General features: G+C 72.4%; 13 protein-coding genes, 2 tRNA genes and 1 riboswitch. Of the genes, 12 read left to right on the top strand and 3 right to left on the bottom strand.

Features of this window, described 5'->3' with window-relative positions; translation table 11 throughout:
* The first annotated feature begins 170 nt into the window (after positions 1-170).
* Complete coding sequence (locus ACIOHG_RS35465) at positions 171-806, top strand: disulfide bond formation protein DsbA (protein ID WP_400957185.1); 636 nt, start codon at positions 171-173, stop codon at positions 804-806.
* A gap of 53 nt (positions 807-859) precedes the next feature.
* On the opposite strand, the gene ACIOHG_RS35460 is transcribed toward ACIOHG_RS35465, so the two are convergent.
* Positions 860-2,239, bottom strand: a complete 1,380-nt coding sequence (locus ACIOHG_RS35460) for an amino acid permease (protein WP_400957183.1) — start codon at positions 2,237-2,239, stop codon at positions 860-862.
* 277 nt (positions 2,240-2,516) lie between these two features.
* Here ACIOHG_RS35460 and ACIOHG_RS35455 point away from each other — a divergent pair, with 277 nt between their 5' ends.
* The gene (locus tag ACIOHG_RS35455) at positions 2,517-3,113 is read left to right on the top strand and encodes a biotin transporter BioY (protein WP_400957180.1); all 597 of its coding nucleotides are present in this window, start codon (positions 2,517-2,519) and stop codon (positions 3,111-3,113) included.
* A 72-nt stretch (positions 3,114-3,185) separates the two neighbouring features.
* Positions 3,186-3,671 carry a ribose-5-phosphate isomerase gene (locus tag ACIOHG_RS35450; RefSeq protein ID WP_400957177.1) on the top strand — a complete coding sequence of 162 codons (486 nt, stop codon included), beginning with the start codon at positions 3,186-3,188 and terminating at the stop codon, positions 3,669-3,671.
* 98 nt (positions 3,672-3,769) lie between these two features.
* On the opposite strand, the gene ACIOHG_RS35445 is transcribed toward ACIOHG_RS35450, so the two are convergent.
* Positions 3,770-5,023 carry a GNAT family N-acetyltransferase gene (locus ACIOHG_RS35445; protein WP_400957174.1) on the bottom strand — a complete coding sequence of 418 codons (1,254 nt, stop codon included), beginning with the start codon at positions 5,021-5,023 and terminating at the stop codon, positions 3,770-3,772.
* A gap of 178 nt (positions 5,024-5,201) precedes the next feature.
* Between ACIOHG_RS35445 and ACIOHG_RS35440 the strand changes: the two genes are divergently transcribed.
* The 4 genes from ACIOHG_RS35440 to ACIOHG_RS35425 all read left to right on the top strand — a co-directional run bounded on the left by ACIOHG_RS35440 (position 5,202) and on the right by ACIOHG_RS35425 (position 9,169).
* Entirely contained in the window at positions 5,202-6,413 is a 1,212-nt protein-coding gene (locus tag ACIOHG_RS35440) for a PP2C family protein-serine/threonine phosphatase (RefSeq protein WP_400957172.1), read from the top strand.
* 426 nt (positions 6,414-6,839) lie between these two features.
* Positions 6,840-7,034, top strand: coding sequence for a hypothetical protein (locus ACIOHG_RS35435; RefSeq protein WP_400957169.1), 195 nt, complete (start codon positions 6,840-6,842; stop codon positions 7,032-7,034).
* 385 nt (positions 7,035-7,419) lie between these two features.
* Positions 7,420-7,572, top strand: a riboswitch (cyclic di-AMP (ydaO/yuaA leader).
* A 5-nt stretch (positions 7,573-7,577) separates the two neighbouring features.
* Entirely contained in the window at positions 7,578-8,609 is a 1,032-nt protein-coding gene (locus ACIOHG_RS35430) for a peptidoglycan DD-metalloendopeptidase family protein (RefSeq protein WP_400957166.1), read from the top strand.
* Between the two features lie 113 nt (positions 8,610-8,722).
* A complete protein-coding gene (locus ACIOHG_RS35425; protein ID WP_400957164.1) occupies positions 8,723-9,169 on the top strand; it encodes a hypothetical protein in 447 nt (148 codons plus the stop codon).
* Positions 9,170-9,241: 72 nt separating this feature from the next.
* Here the strand turns inward: ACIOHG_RS35425 and ACIOHG_RS35420 are convergent.
* Positions 9,242-9,315: transfer RNA gene (locus ACIOHG_RS35420), tRNA-Gly, on the bottom strand.
* A 151-nt stretch (positions 9,316-9,466) separates the two neighbouring features.
* Between ACIOHG_RS35420 and ACIOHG_RS35415 the strand changes: the two genes are divergently transcribed.
* The 5 genes from ACIOHG_RS35415 to clpX all read left to right on the top strand — a co-directional run bounded on the left by ACIOHG_RS35415 (position 9,467) and on the right by clpX (position 14,269).
* Positions 9,467-9,540 (top strand) — tRNA-Pro (locus ACIOHG_RS35415).
* A gap of 208 nt (positions 9,541-9,748) precedes the next feature.
* Entirely contained in the window at positions 9,749-11,140 is a 1,392-nt protein-coding gene (tig, locus tag ACIOHG_RS35410) for a trigger factor (RefSeq protein ID WP_400957161.1), read from the top strand.
* Positions 11,141-11,386: 246 nt separating this feature from the next.
* Positions 11,387-11,998 (top strand): ATP-dependent Clp protease proteolytic subunit, encoded by a 612-nt coding sequence (locus ACIOHG_RS35405; protein ID WP_400957159.1) that lies wholly within the window; start codon positions 11,387-11,389, stop codon positions 11,996-11,998.
* 44 nt (positions 11,999-12,042) lie between these two features.
* A complete protein-coding gene (locus tag ACIOHG_RS35400; RefSeq protein ID WP_400711549.1) occupies positions 12,043-12,705 on the top strand; it encodes an ATP-dependent Clp protease proteolytic subunit in 663 nt (220 codons plus the stop codon).
* Between the two features lie 277 nt (positions 12,706-12,982).
* On the top strand, positions 12,983-14,269 hold the full coding sequence (gene clpX / locus ACIOHG_RS35395; RefSeq protein ID WP_400957157.1) for an ATP-dependent Clp protease ATP-binding subunit ClpX: 1,287 nt from the start codon (positions 12,983-12,985) through the stop codon (positions 14,267-14,269).
* Positions 14,270-14,416 lie beyond the last annotated feature (147 nt).

The following is a 14,416-nucleotide window of genomic DNA, read 5'->3' as shown; positions in this document are numbered from 1 at the left end:
GGCACTCCTCTGTACGGAACACACGGTTGCGGGGTGTTCATGGCACCCCGGGGGCATCCTTTCACGCTGCCCCCGGGGTGCCATTGCACTGGGCCGGAATCATCGCGGACGCCGCCGAGTTGCATCCCCCGGGGAACACCCCACTCACCCCGACCCGAAGGACGCCGTCAGTGACGACCGCAGACTCCCGCAAGATCGCCGACTTCTGGTTCGACCCGATCTGCCCCTGGGCCTGGATGACCTCCCGCTGGATGCTGGAGGTCGAGCAGCTCCGGCCGGTGGACACCCGCTGGCACGTGATGAGCCTGTCGGTCCTGAACGAGAACCGCGAGGACCTGCCCGAGCGGTACCGCGAGCTGCTCGACGCCGGCTGGGGCCCGGTCCGGGTCCTGATCGCCGCCGCGCAGGCGCACGGCGACAAGGTGCTCGGCCCGCTCTACACCGAGCTCGGCACCCGCTTCCACAACCAGGGCCTGCCCAACGACCGGGAGACCGTCGTGGCCGCGCTGCGCGCCGCGAACCTGCCCGAGGAGCTGGCCGACGCCGCCGACACCGACGCCTACGACGACGCGCTGCGCGCCTCGCACGCGGAGGGCATCGGCCTGGTCGGCGAGGACGTCGGCACCCCGGTGATCGCCGTCGACGGCCCGGACGGCGACCGGGTCGCCTTCTTCGGCCCGGTGGTCACCCCCACCCCGCGCGGCGAGGCCGCCGCCCGGCTGTGGGACGGCACCCTGCTGGTCGCCTCCACCCCGGGCTTCTACGAGATCAAGCGCACCCGCACCGCGGGCCCGTCCTTCGAGTAGCGGCACCGCGACGGCCCCGCACCCCGGCCGGGGTGCGGGGCCGTCGCCGTCCGTCAGGCGGCCCGTCGGCTCCGCGCCCACCCCGCCGCGGCCAGCGCCAGCGTCAGACCGGCCGTGAAGTACAGCTGGACCCGGTTCGCCGGGTCCAGCGTCATCAGCGCCAGCACCGCCCCGATCGCGGCCAGCGCCAGCCAGGTCAGGTACGGGAACGCCCACATCCGGACCGGCAGTTCGGCCGCCGACAGGTGGCGCCTGGTCCGCAGCTGGGCCACCGCGATGAACGCCCAGACCACCAGCACGGCCGCGCCGACCATGTTGAGCAGCCAGCTGAACACCGTCTCCGGCCACCAGTAGGAGAGCAGCACCGCGAGGAAGCCGAACGCGCAGGAGGCCAGCACCGCCCGGCGCGGCACCCCGCCGGACAGCCGGGCCAGCGCGCGCGGCCCGTGGCCGCGGGCGACCAGCGAGTGCGCCATCCGGGAGGCGCCGTAGACGTTGGCGTTCATCGCGGAGAGCAGCGCGACCAGCACCACCGCGTTCATCAGCTGCGCCGCCCCCGGGATGCCCAGGTGGTCCAGCACCGCCACGTACGGCCCGGGTCGGACCACCGCCGGGTCGTCCCACGGCACCAGCGTGACGATCACGGCCATCGAACCGACGTAGAACAGCGCGATCCGCCACATCGCGGTGCGCACCGCGACGGCCACGCTGCGCCGCGGGTCGGCGGACTCGGCGGCGGCGATGGTGACGGTCTCCAGGCCGCCGTACGCGAACACCGAGGCCAGCAGGCCGGTGACCAGCCCGCTCGCGCCGGTGGGGAAGAAGCCGCCGCGGCCGGTCAGGTTGGCGGCGCCGGGGGAGTCGGTGCCGGGCAGCAGGCCGAGCACCGCCAGCACGCCGACCACCAGGAAGGCGGTGATCGCCAGCACCTTGACCGCGGCGAACCAGAACTCGAACTCGCCGAAGTTGCGCACCGCGGCCAGGTTGGTCAGGCAGAAGAAGGCCATGAACACCGCGACCCAGGCCCAGGACGGCACCCCGGGCAGCCAGCCGGAGACGATGCCGGCCGCGCCGATCGCCTCCACCGCGACGCCGACGCAGAGCAGCACCCAGAACAGCCAGCCGACGGTGAACCCGGCCCACGGGCCGATCTCCCGGTCCGCGTGCACCGAGAACGAGCCGGAGGCCGGGCGGGCCGCCGACATCTCGCCGAGCATCCGCATCACCAGCATCACCAGCAGGCCGGAGGCGGCGAAGGCCAGCACCACGGCCGGCCCGGCGGCCGCGATCCCCGAGCCGGAGCCGACGAACAGCCCGGCCCCGATCACCCCGCCCAGCGCGATCATCGACAGGTGGCGCTGCTTGAGGCCGTGCCCCAGGCCGGTGTCCTCGGCGGCCGGGGCACTGGGGGGAGAGGCGGTGCTGCGGGTCATGCGGCGGGTGTCCAGACTGTTCGGGCATGGGGGCGTTTCACGGGTTTCCGACCACTGTGCGGCATATGACGTGCTCACCCCGAACGGTCCCGGAATCCGGACGGACATCCTACGGAACGTCACTGTGCGGGGGCGGAAGGTCACGAGTGAGGGCTCGGTCACAGGCCGGACCCGACAAGCGGGACCGGTCGGCTTTGTCAGGCCCGACGCGGCGGCACACACCTGACGGCACGTAGGTTCTTGGGTGATCGTCCGCATCGGAACCCCGGGAGCAGCCATGGCCGTCGTCACGCCGATACCGTCCACCGCCGTCCTCGCCGACCTGCTCCCGCAGGCCGCCACCCGGTTCGGCGCGCGCGCCCGCGACCTGGCCCTGGTGGCCGGCGGCGCCGCGCTGACCGGCCTGGCCGCGCAGCTCTCGGTGCCCGTCCCCGGCTCGCCGGTGCCGGTGACCGGGCAGACCTTCGCCGCGCTGCTGGTCGGCACCGCGCTCGGCGCCCGCCGCGGCGCCGCCGCCCTCGGCCTCTACCTGCTGGCCGGCACGGCGGGCCTGCCCTGGTTCGCCCAGGGCACCTCGGGCGCCGGCCTGGCCACCCTCGGCTACGTGATCGGCTTCGTGGCCGCCGCCGCCCTCACCGGCGCGCTGGCCCGCCGCGGCGCCGACCGCAGCCCGCTGCGCACGGCCGGCGCGATGGCGCTCGGCAGCCTGACCATCTACGCCGTCGGCGTGCCCTACCTGGCGTTCGCCCTGGACGTCCCGCTGGCGAAGGCCGCGGACCTCGGCCTGTACCCGTACCTGGTCGGCGACGCGCTGAAGCTGGTGCTGGCGACGGCCGCCCTGCCGCTCACCTGGAAGCTGATCGGCCGCCGCTGACGGACCGTCGGCCGCGCCGGGCCCGCCGCCCCTGTCGGGGCGCGGGCCCGGCGGCATGTCACACTCGTGCCCATGCGCGTCTACCTGGGCTCCGACCACGCCGGATACGAACTGAAGAACCACCTCGTCGAGTGGCTGAAGGGGGCCGGGCACGAGCCGGTCGACTGCGGCCCGCACGTCTACGACGCCGAGGACGACTACCCGCCGTTCTGCCTCCGGGCGGCCGAGCGCACCGCCGCCGACCCCGAAGCGCTGGGCGTGGTGATCGGCGGCTCCGGCAACGGCGAGGCGATCGCCGCCAACAAGGTCAAGGGCGTCCGGGCCGCGCTGGCCTGGAGCGAGCAGACGGCCGCGCTGGGCCGCGAGCACAACAACGCCAACGTGATCTCGGTCGGCGGCCGGATGCACACCCTGGACGAGGCCACCAAGTTCGTCGAGATCTTCCTCAGCACCCCGTACAGCGGCGAGGCCCGGCACACCCGCCGGATCGAGATGCTCTCCGAGTACGAGACCACCGGCGAACTCCCGCCGATCCCGGCCCACCACCCGCAGGGCTGACCCCGCGCCCCGCGCCCCGCTCCCACCGCACCGCGCCCGCCCGTGAACTCCCGGGCGGGCGCGCCGCGTTCCGCGTCCCTGGCCGGAGCGCCGACCCGTCAGAAGCCGTGCGGCAGCCAGGGCTCCAGCGCCGAGCGGAACGCCGCCGCGGCCGGCTCCAGCGCACCCGGCCGGACCTCCCGGACCAGGCCCGCCGCGGCCAGCGCCACCAGCGAACCACCGCCGAGATAGACCGAGCCCAACTCCCGGACGTCCAGATCCAGTTCGGCCGGATCACCGGTCCGCACGCAGGAGACCGGGCCGCCCGGTGCCGCCGTCAGCCGCCAGCGGCCCGCGTTCCACGGGCAGAACGCGTCCGTCACCTCCAGCACCACGTCCACCGGCGCGGCGTAACTGCGGGCCACCAGCGCCGCGGGCAGGTCGACCAGTCGCACGTACAGCGCGTCCACCAGCCGCGGGGTCAGGTGCCGGACGTCCGACACCAGGTGCAGCAGCGGGTCGTCCACCGGCAGGCTGGCCGCCTCCACCCGCACCGTCAGGTCCAGGTCCAGCAGGAACTCCCACAGCCGGGCGTACACCCACGGCTGCTCCGCCTGCACCGTGCGCACCCGCACCGTCCCGGCCGCGCCGCGCTCGTCGAACTCGCCCTTCACCGCGTACCGGGCGTAGCCCAGCAGCTCCCCGCTCGCCGCGTCCTCGGCCAGCACGCACTGCAGCGGGGAGAAGCCGCCGCGCGACTCCGGCGCGTCCAGCACCGCGACCTGCTCCCAGCCCGGCCGCCGGGCCAGACCGCCCGGGCGGCGGGCCACCAGCCGGGCGTACAGCTCCTCGCAGCGCGGCAGTTCGGCCACCGGGTCGGCCAGCCGCAGCACCACCTCGCCCCGCTGCTCCGGCACCCGCACCCGGACCCGGCCGCGCAGCAGCGACACCGCCGCCTTGCGGGTCGCCGCGCCGTAGCCGAACCGGCCGTAGATGGCCGGCTCCGAGGCCGTCAGCGCCGCCACCGCCTCGCCCGCCGCCCGCACGTCGTCCAGCTGACGGCGCATCAGCGCCGTCAGCGCGCCGCGCCGCCGGTGCGTCGGCAGCACGCCCACCATCGTCACGCCCGCCACCGGCAGCACCGCCCCGCCGGGCACCGCCAGCCGCAGGCTGAAGATCCCGCCGCCGCCGACGATCCGGTCGCCCTCGCAGATCGCCAGCGAGCGCTCCACCTCCGTCAACTCCCGCCACAGCGCCCGCTCCTCGGGCGGCTCCGGGGTACCGCCGAAGGCCACGTCCACCGTGCCGTACCAGGGCTCCCACTCCTCGGCCCGCAGGGGTCGCACGGTCAGTTCGGGCTGTCGCATCGTCATGACGCCCTGCCTACCAGGCGATCCGTCCGCCCGCGACCGATTTGTCGCCCCGCCCTGCCCCGGCCTGTCGCCCGCCCCCCGCCCGGCGGCCGAAACCCGCCGCCGCGGCCCGGCCCGCTGCACTCCGTGCCACCCGGCCCGTCGACGCGCGGACCGCCGGTGGATAAGGTCGGTCCCCATGGCCGGCAGCGCGCGCCCCAGTGCGACGGGCCGGGACCGCAGGACGTCCCGCGAACCCGTGACGGCCCGGCTGCGCGCGGCGCTGTCCCGGGCCCGACGCAGGCTGCGCCGCACCGGGGTCGACTACTTCCGCGGCGACGGCGCCGACTGGTGGGCGTTCGCCGCCCTCGCCCTCGCCGTCCCGCTGCTGGTCCTGCTCAACATCCTCGCCCCCGACTGGGCCCCGCCGACCGCGCTGGTGCTGCCGGTGCTGGCCGGCGCCCTGCTGCTGCGCCCCGGCACCCTGGTCCTGCTGTACGCCGTCGCCGCGGCCGGCCTGGTCACCGAGTCCCTGGTGCACACCGGCGAGCGGCTGGCCTCCGCCACCCCCGACGCCTACGGCCCCGGCGTCACCCCCGGCGCCGCCCTGGTGGTCGGCGCCGTCGGCGTGGCCGGCCTGCTGGTCGCCCAGTTCCGCCGCCGGGTCGGCGTGCCCTGGCGCGGCGGCTCCACCATGCTCTTCGACCTGCGCGAGCGCATCCGGGTCCAGGGCCGGATGCCCCACCTGCCCGACGGCTGGCACACCGACACCGCGCTCCGCCCGGCCGGCGGCCAGTCCTTCTCCGGCGACTTCATGGTCGCCGCCCGGACCGGCCCCGGCGGCCGGATGCTGGAGGCCGTCCTCGCCGACGTCTCCGGCAAGGGCATGGACGCGGGCAGCCGCGCCCTGCTGCTCTCCGGCGCCTTCGGCGGGCTGCTCGGCTCGCTGCCCGCCCACGACTTCCTGCCCGCCGCCAACGGCTACCTGCTGCGCCAGGACTGGGCCGAGGGCTTCGCCACCGCCGCCCACCTGGTGCTCGACCTGGACACCGGCGAGTACGAACTCCTCTCGGCCGGCCACCTCCCCGGCATGCACCGCCTCGCCGGGGCCGGCCACTGGGAGGTCAAGGAGGCCGAGGGCCCGCTGCTCGGGGTCTACGACGGCGCCAAGTTCGAAGGGGTGCGCGGCACCCTGGGCCCCGGCGACCTGCTGATGCTCTGCACCGACGGCATGGTCGAGATCCCCGGCCGGGACCTCGGCGAGGGCATGGACCGGCTGATGGGCGAGGCCGACCGGCTGGTCGCCACCGCCCCGCTGGCCGGCCGCTCCGGCGCCGCGGTCCGGCTGATCGACACCGTCGCCAAGCACGTCAACGACGACCGGGCGGTCCTGCTGGTCTGGCGCGGCTGAGGGCAGGCCCGGGACACTGCGGCCGACCTTCCGGATTGCGGAGGGCCGGTGAGCGCGGGGTGTCCACGGAGTGTCAAACCCGGACGTTGATCTTCGGCCAATTCCCGGGCGCCGACCGGGCGGTGGACGACCCCCGGATCTGCCTGCCGATATGCCCGCAGGCCCGCGCCGGGGCCCGCCCCGCCGACGCTCCGTCAGAACGCGTCCGCTATCGTCACGGTCGGCGAAAATCAGTCCCACCACCCCGGTTCGCACCCCGGGCGACGGGGCAAGTCCTTTACGCAGTAGGCACGAACGACCACACTGAGTCCGGATGGAGTGGTGGGGACACGGGGGGCAGGGGCCGGTTTCCGCCTGGAACCGCCGTCGGTTCCGCCCGAAGGTTCCGACCCGAACCCCCGCCACGAATCGAGGAAGTGAGTCCCGGTGGCCTTCTCCGTCTCCGCGCTTGTCCTGTTCGGCGTCATCGTCGCCATCTTCATCCGCAACAAGCAGCTGAAGACCGGGCACGCCATCATGGCCGCCCTGTTCGGCTTCATGCTCAGCCAGTCGACCATGGCCGGGCCGATCCAGCAGTTCCTCTCCTCGGTCTCCAAGGCGATCGCCAGCATCGCGGGCTGACGCACCGTCGGCTCCCCGAGCGCGACCTCACGCAGGACCTCACGACGGCCGGGACGGACCCCGGGCCGTCCATTCGGCCTGCCCGCGGGTGACCAGGGTCACCCGCACCCTCACGCCAGGTGAGCGCCCGACCGCGCGCGGTGGCCGATGTCGCCCGCTGTGCCCGGTTCGTAGGCGACCCGTCATGATCCCGTGCGCGCAGCGCGGCCGCCCGGCCGACGGAGCGTGACCTGGCGGACCGTCAGCCCCTTCCCGATCTTGGGAACGGGGCTTTTCGGCGCTTGCCAGCTCTCCGACCTGTGGGTTTTGCTTCCACCGCAGCCCGGCCACTGACCGGGCAGGCCACCGAGCGGAACGCCTAGTCCTGCCGTCGCCCGGTGCCGACCAGATCACCACGCCACGGCAGGAGCGGGGGAACCACAGGTAGTACGCCGGGCCCGGGAACACCGGGAACGGCTCGGGGTGAAGCCGCGGAGACGCGGCCGGGCAACTCTCGCCCGAACCCGACAGCTCACCTCGCAGGCGTCGGAGAGGAACTGCTTCATGTCCGCTCAGGGCAAGCACCGCAAGCCGCGTCTGACCGCCATCGCCCGCATCGTCATCGCCACCGGTGTCGTCGGTGCCGCGATCGGCCTCCCGGTCTCCGCCGCCTCCGCGCACGGCACCGCCGACCACCACGACGGCGGCCGCCAGTGGGCGCACGTCTCGGTCGACGCCACCCCCGTCGCCGACACCGCCGACAGCGCCCCCGCCGCCGAGCAGGCCGCCGCCCCGGCCGCCGCCTCGCACACCTACAAGGTCGTCTCCGGCGACACCCTCTCCCGGATCGCCGACGCGCAGGACGTCGACGGCGGCTGGCAGAAGCTCTACCAGGACAACCGCTCGGTCATCGGCGGCAACCCGGACCTGATCCGCCCCGGCCAGCAGCTGACCGTCAACGGCCAGGCCCCGGCGGCCGCCCCGGCCCCCGCCAAGGCCGCCCCGGCCCCCGCCAAGGCCGCCGCGCCGGCGCAGCCCTCCGCGTCCTCCGCCGACACGGCCGCCGCCAAGACCGCGGCCGCGCCGAAGACCACGACGAAGAGCGTCACCGCCAAGGCCCAGACCCAGGTCCAGGCCCAGGTCCAGACGCAGACCAAGACCCAGCAGACGGCCCCGGCCGCGAGCACCGCCAAGGGCTACGTCGCCCCGGCCCCGGGCAGCGTCACCACCGGCTACAAGGTGGCCGGCTCCAACTGGTCCAGCGGCTACCACACCGGCATCGACTTCCCGGTCTCCACCGGCACCAGCCTGAAGGCGATCGCCGCCGGCACCGTGGTCTCGGCCGGCAACGGCGGCGCCTACGGCAACCAGGTCGTCATCAAGCTCGCCGACGGCAAGTACGCCCAGTACGCCCACCTCTCCTCGATCTCCGTCTCGGCCGGCCAGTCCGTGACGGCGGGCCAGCAGATCGGCCTCTCCGGCGCCACCGGCAACGTCACCGGCCCGCACCTGCACTTCGAGATCCGCACCACCCCGGACTACGGCTCCGACATCGACCCCGTCGCCTACCTGGCGGCCCACGGCGTCAACGTCTGACCCCGGACCCCACCCCCCGAGGGCCCCGCGCACACCCCCGTGCCCGGGGCCTTCGGGCCGTCCGCACGGGCGCTTGGTAGCTTCGTGCGATGGTCGGTCAAATCATCACTCTGGTGGGTGTTCTCGTCGGTGCGCTCACCTCGTACGCGGCGACCTCCGCGGCGGAACGGGCCAAGCACCGCCGGGCGATGGCGACCCGGTGGGACGAGCGCAAGCTGCACGCCTGCGTCGAGTACGCCGCGACGGTGAAGGAGGCACACCGTGCCGCCAAGGCAGTCGTCCTCGGGGCGGCGGTGGACCCCGCCGAACTGCTGGCCGCGATGGAGGCGGCGGAGAGCCGGCGCTCCATCGGCTTCGAGGTACTTGCCCTGCTGGCCGGGCCGGCGGCGGTCGGGGCGGCGGAAGTCGTCAACCTCGCGTTGTGGCGGGGGCTTCGCGCTGCTCGGGCGGGTGTCGAGAACGAGGAGGACGAGGAGTGGGCGGATGCCGCCCGGGAGCTGGTCGCCGGGCTCGGGGCGTTCCACCGGGCGGCGCGGGCGGACCTGGGCATAGCGGGGTAGCCGTGCGCCGATCCGTCGGGTGGGAACGGCGACGGCCCCGACTGCCGGGGCAGTGCGGGGCCGTTGCGGGGATGGAGCGGGTGACGAGAATCGAACTCGCGTGACCAGTTTGGAAGACTGGGGCTCTACCATTGAGCTACACCCGCACAGGCGTACCCGCACCGCGTCGCGGTGTGCGGGGACCGGACAAGCGTACCTGGTCGGGTCGGTGGAATGCACACCCGTTGCGGGGCTGTCGGCTCGCGGATATCGCCCCGGGCGGGGGCGGCCCGACGTGTACTCTTCTGCTCGGCACCACGGGGTGTGGCGCAGGTTGGTAGCGCGTCCGCTTTGGGAGCGGAAGGCCGTCGGTTCGAATCCGGTCACCCCGACCGTGTGCGGCAGGGTCTCGCCGGCGGCGGGGCCCTGTTGTCGTTGCGGACGGCTCCGACGCGTCCGACCTGCGGCCGACGTGCACCCGGTGCCGGGCACAGCCGCTTTCGTGGTACCGGTAGGATGGATCGCTGGCGGTAGTACGGACAGCGTTTCAGCCCCAACCGCCTATCGCCTCTGACCGCAAGCCCCCTAGGAGACCTAACCGTGAAGAGCGCCGTCGAGACTCTGAACCCGACCCGGGTTCGACTCACCGTCGAGGTGCCCTTCGAGGAGCTCAAGCCCAGCCTCGACGCGGCGTACAAGAAGATCAACCAGCAGGTCACCGTTCCGGGCTTCCGCAAGGGCAAGATCCCGAACAAGGTGATCGACCAGCGCTTCGGTCGTGGCGCGGTGCTGGAGGAGGCCGTCAACGACGCGCTTCCGCGCTTCTACACGCAGGCCGTCGACGAGGGCCAGATCGACGTGCTGGGCCAGCCGGACATCACCGGCATCGAGGGTGTCGAGAACCTCGCCGACGGCGGTGACCTCAAGTTCGTCGCCGAGGTCGACGTCCGCCCCGAGGTCACCCTGCCCGACTTCGCCGAGATCGCCGTCGTGGTCGACCCGATCGAGGTCACCGACGAGGACGTCGAGAAGTCCCTCGAGCAGCTCCGCGAGCGCTTCAGCTCCGTGAAGGACGTCGAGCGCGCCGCCGCCGAGGGCGACGTCGTGGTCGTCGACCTGGAGGCCAAGGTCGACGGTGAGGTGCCGGAGGACGGCACCGCCACCGGCGTGAGCTACGAGATCGGCTCCGGCCGCCTGCTGGACGGCATCGACGAGGCCGTCATCGGCCTGTCGGCCGGCGAGTCCAAGACCTTCACCACCACCCTCAAGGGCGGCACCCAGGTCGGCAAGGACTCCGAGGTCACCGTCACCGTGACCGCCGTCCAGGAGAAGGAACTCCCCGAGCTGGACGACGAGTTCGCGCAGCTGGCGAGCGAGTTCGACACCATCGAGGAGCTCCGTGCCGACTCCGTCAAGCGCCTGGAGCGCATGAAGGAGTTCGACCAGGCCACCCAGGCCCAGGAGAAGGTCCTCGACGAGCTGCTGAACCGGGTCGAGATGGAGTACCCGGAGAAGCTGCTGGCGGACGAGGTCAACACCCGCAAGCACAACCTCGAGCACCACCAGCTGGAGCCGATGGGCCTGACCCTCGACACCTACCTGGCGTCCCAGGACAAGTCCCGCGAGGACTACGACAAGGACACCGAGGAGCAGGCGAAGAAGGGCATCAAGACCCAGTTCGTGCTGGACCAGATCGTCAAGAACGAGGAGCTGGGCGTCAACCAGGAGGAGCTCACCGAGCACCTCATCCGCCGCGCCGCCGGCTCCGGCATGACCCCGGACCAGTTCGCCCAGCAGGTCGTCCAGGGCAACCAGGTGCAGCTGCTGGTCGGCGAGGTCGCCCGCGGCAAGGCGCTGGCCCTGGTGGTCGAGGCCGCCAAGGTGACCGACACCAACGGCGAGGTCGTCTCCTTCGAGGACGACGAGGAGGAGGCCGGCGAGACCGCCGAGGCCGCCGCCGAGGAGACCTCCGCGGAGTCCGCCGAGGCCTGAGCCTCGTAGCCGTCGGGTTCCCGACGGCGCGTCAGACCGGGAACGGGCCCGGGCACCGCACGGTGCCCGGGCCCGTTCGCGTGCGCGCCGCTCACGCTCCGCCGACCCTGCGCTCACAGCGAACAGTTCTGCGTGGGGGATTCAGCGGCCGGGCCTGCGCGTTAGGGTCGGTGGACAGCGACACACACGCAGATCGACTGAGCAGGTGGCTAAGTGACGTTCCCGCAGATGCAGATGCCTGGCCCGATGGCACCGCACGCCGCCGGCGGCGACGTGGGCGGCGGCCTGGGCGACCAGGTCTACAACCGGCTGCTCAACGAGCGCATCATCTTCCTCGGCCAGCAGGTCGACGACGACATCGCCAACAAGATCACCGCCCAGCTGCTGCTGCTCGCGGCGGACCCCGAGAAGGACATCTACCTCTACATCAACTCCCCGGGTGGATCGATCTCGGCGGGCATGGCGATCTACGACACCATGCAGTACATCAAGAACGACGTGGTCACGATCGCGATGGGCATGGCCGCCTCGATGGGCCAGTTCCTGCTGACCGCGGGCGCGAAGGGCAAGCGCTTCTCGCTGCCGAACGCCAACATCCTGATGCACCAGCCCTCGGCGGGCCTCGGCGGCTCGGCCACCGACATCCGGATCCAGGCCGAGCAGCTGCTGCGCACCAAGAAGCGGATGTCCGAGCTGATCGCCCAGCACAGCGGCCAGTCCTTCGAGCAGATCACCGCGGACTCCGACCGCGACCGCTGGTTCACCCCGGAGGAGGCCAAGGCGTACGGCCTGATCGACGAGATCATGCACAGCGCCGCGGACGTCCCCGGCGGCGGCGGCACCGGCGCCGCCGGCTGACCGGCATCGGAACCCAGACCGCACGCTTCGGAGGACCAGAGAACATGAACATCCCCAGCCTGTCCGGTGCCAAGGCGCGCCTGGAGGACATGCGCGCCGAGGGCCGCTACATCGTGCCGCGCTTCGTCGAGCGCACGTCGCAGGGCGTCCGCGAGTACGACCCGTACGCCAAGCTGTTCGAGGAGCGCATCATCTTCCTCGGCTCGCAGGTGGACGACGTCTCGGCGAACGACATCATGGCGCAGCTGATCTGCCTGGAGTCGATGGACCCGGACCGGGACATCTCGCTCTACATCAACTCGCCCGGCGGCTCGTTCACCGCGCTGACCGCGATCTACGACACCATGCAGTTCGTGAAGCCGGACATCCAGACGGTCTGCATGGGCCAGGCGGCCTCGGCCGCCGCGGTGATCCTGGCCGCGGGCACCCCCGGCAAGCGGATGGCGCTGCCGAACGCCCGGGTGCTGATCCACCAGCCGTACACCGAGACCGGCCGCGGCCAGGTGTCGGACCTGGAGATCCAGGCCAAGGAGATCTTCCGGATGCGCGAGCAGCTGGAGACCATGCTGGCCAAGCACTCCAGCAAGGACGTCGAGCAGGTCCGCGAGGACATCGAGCGCGACAAGATCCTGACGGCGGAGGAGTCGCTGGAGTACGGGCTGATCGACCAGATCATCTCGACCCGGAAGAACTCGTACACCGACTGATCCCTCGCTCCGGGGCGGGGCGTACGTGACGTACGCCCCGCCCCGGAGCGTTCCGGTCGGGCCCCGGGGCCCGGCACAATGGCTGTCGGGTCATGCACCCGCGACAGCATCTGTTCGGTATCAATTCGCCCAGGGCGTAGGGCAGAGCGGTCGAAGTCGGCGGAAACTGCGACTCGGCAGAGTACCGTCGGATACCAGACCGACCGCCGACGGCGAAGCCGGTCCACAGCACCAGGCCCCGACCCCCGCGGGGCCCCTGGCGAAGGGGAAGCACCTCGTGGCACGCATCGGAGACGGTGGCGACCTGCTCAAGTGCTCGTTCTGCGGCAAGTCGCAGAAGCAGGTGAAGAAGCTGATCGCCGGGCCAGGCGTGTACATCTGCGACGAGTGCATCGACCTGTGCAACGAGATCATCGAGGAGGAGCTCGCCGAGAGCTCCGAGGTGCGCTTCGAGGAACTGCCGAAGCCCCGCGAGATCTACGAGTTCCTCGACCAGTACGTGGTAGGCCAGGACCTCGCCAAGAAGTCGCTGTCGGTCGCGGTCTACAACCACTACAAGCGCGTCCAGGCCGGCGAGGCCGGCCGCTCCGGCTCCGGCCGGGACGACGCGATCGAGCTGGCCAAGTCCAACATCCTGCTGCTGGGCCCGACCGGCTCCGGCAAGACGCTGCTGGCGCAGACCCTGGCCCGGATGCTGAACGTGCCGTTCGCCATCGCGGACGCCACCGCGCTGACCGAGGCCGGCTACGTCGGCGAGGACGTCGAGAACATCCTGCTGAAGCTGATCCAGGCGGCCGACTACGACGTCAAGAAGGCCGAGACCGGGATCATCTACATCGACGAGATCGACAAGGTCGCCCGGAAGAGCGAGAACCCGTCGATCACCCGGGACGTCTCCGGCGAGGGCGTGCAGCAGGCGCTGCTGAAGATCCTGGAGGGCACCACCGCCTCGGTGCCGCCGCAGGGGGGCCGCAAGCACCCGCACCAGGAGTTCATCCAGATCGACACCACCAACGTGCTGTTCATCGTGGGCGGCGCGTTCGCCGGCCTGGAGCGGATCATCGAGGGCCGGGCCGGCGCCAAGGGCATCGGCTTCGGCGCCACCATCCGCTCCAAGCGCGAGCAGGACGCCGCGGACCACTTCCGCCAGGTGATGCCGGAGGACCTGGTCAAGTTCGGGATGATCCCGGAGTTCATCGGCCGCCTCCCCGTCATCACCAGCGTGCACAACCTGGACCGCGAGGCGCTGCTGCAGATCCTCACCGAGCCGAAGAACGCGCTGGTGAAGCAGTACCGCAAGCTGTTCGAACTCGACGGCGTGGAGCTGGAGTTCACCCGGGACGCGCTGGAGGCGATCGCCGACCAGGCGATCCTGCGCGGCACCGGCGCGCGCGGTCTGCGGGCCATCATGGAGGAGGTGCTGATGTCCGTGATGTACGAGGTTCCGTCCCGGCAGGACGTCGCCCGCGTGGTGGTCACCGGGGACGTCGTCTCCAAGCACGCCATCCCGACCCTGGTCCCGCGCGACATGATCAAGCGCGAGCGCCGGGAGAAGAGCGCCTGACCCGCGCACGCGGCACGCAGCACACAGCACGCGAAAGGGCCCCGCACCGTGAGGGATGCCGTTGGCGAATTCGGGGCCGGGCGTGACGTCGGTCTCCAAGACCCGGTTGTGGTCTTGGAGACCGACGTTGTTGTTTGGGGTGGGGTT

Source organism: Kitasatospora sp. NPDC088134 (genome assembly GCF_044741705.1).
Taxonomy (GTDB): Bacteria; Actinomycetota; Actinomycetes; order Streptomycetales; family Streptomycetaceae; genus Kitasatospora.
Note: the sequence above shows the minus strand (reverse complement) of the source record. Positions and strands in the feature narration are given on the sequence as shown.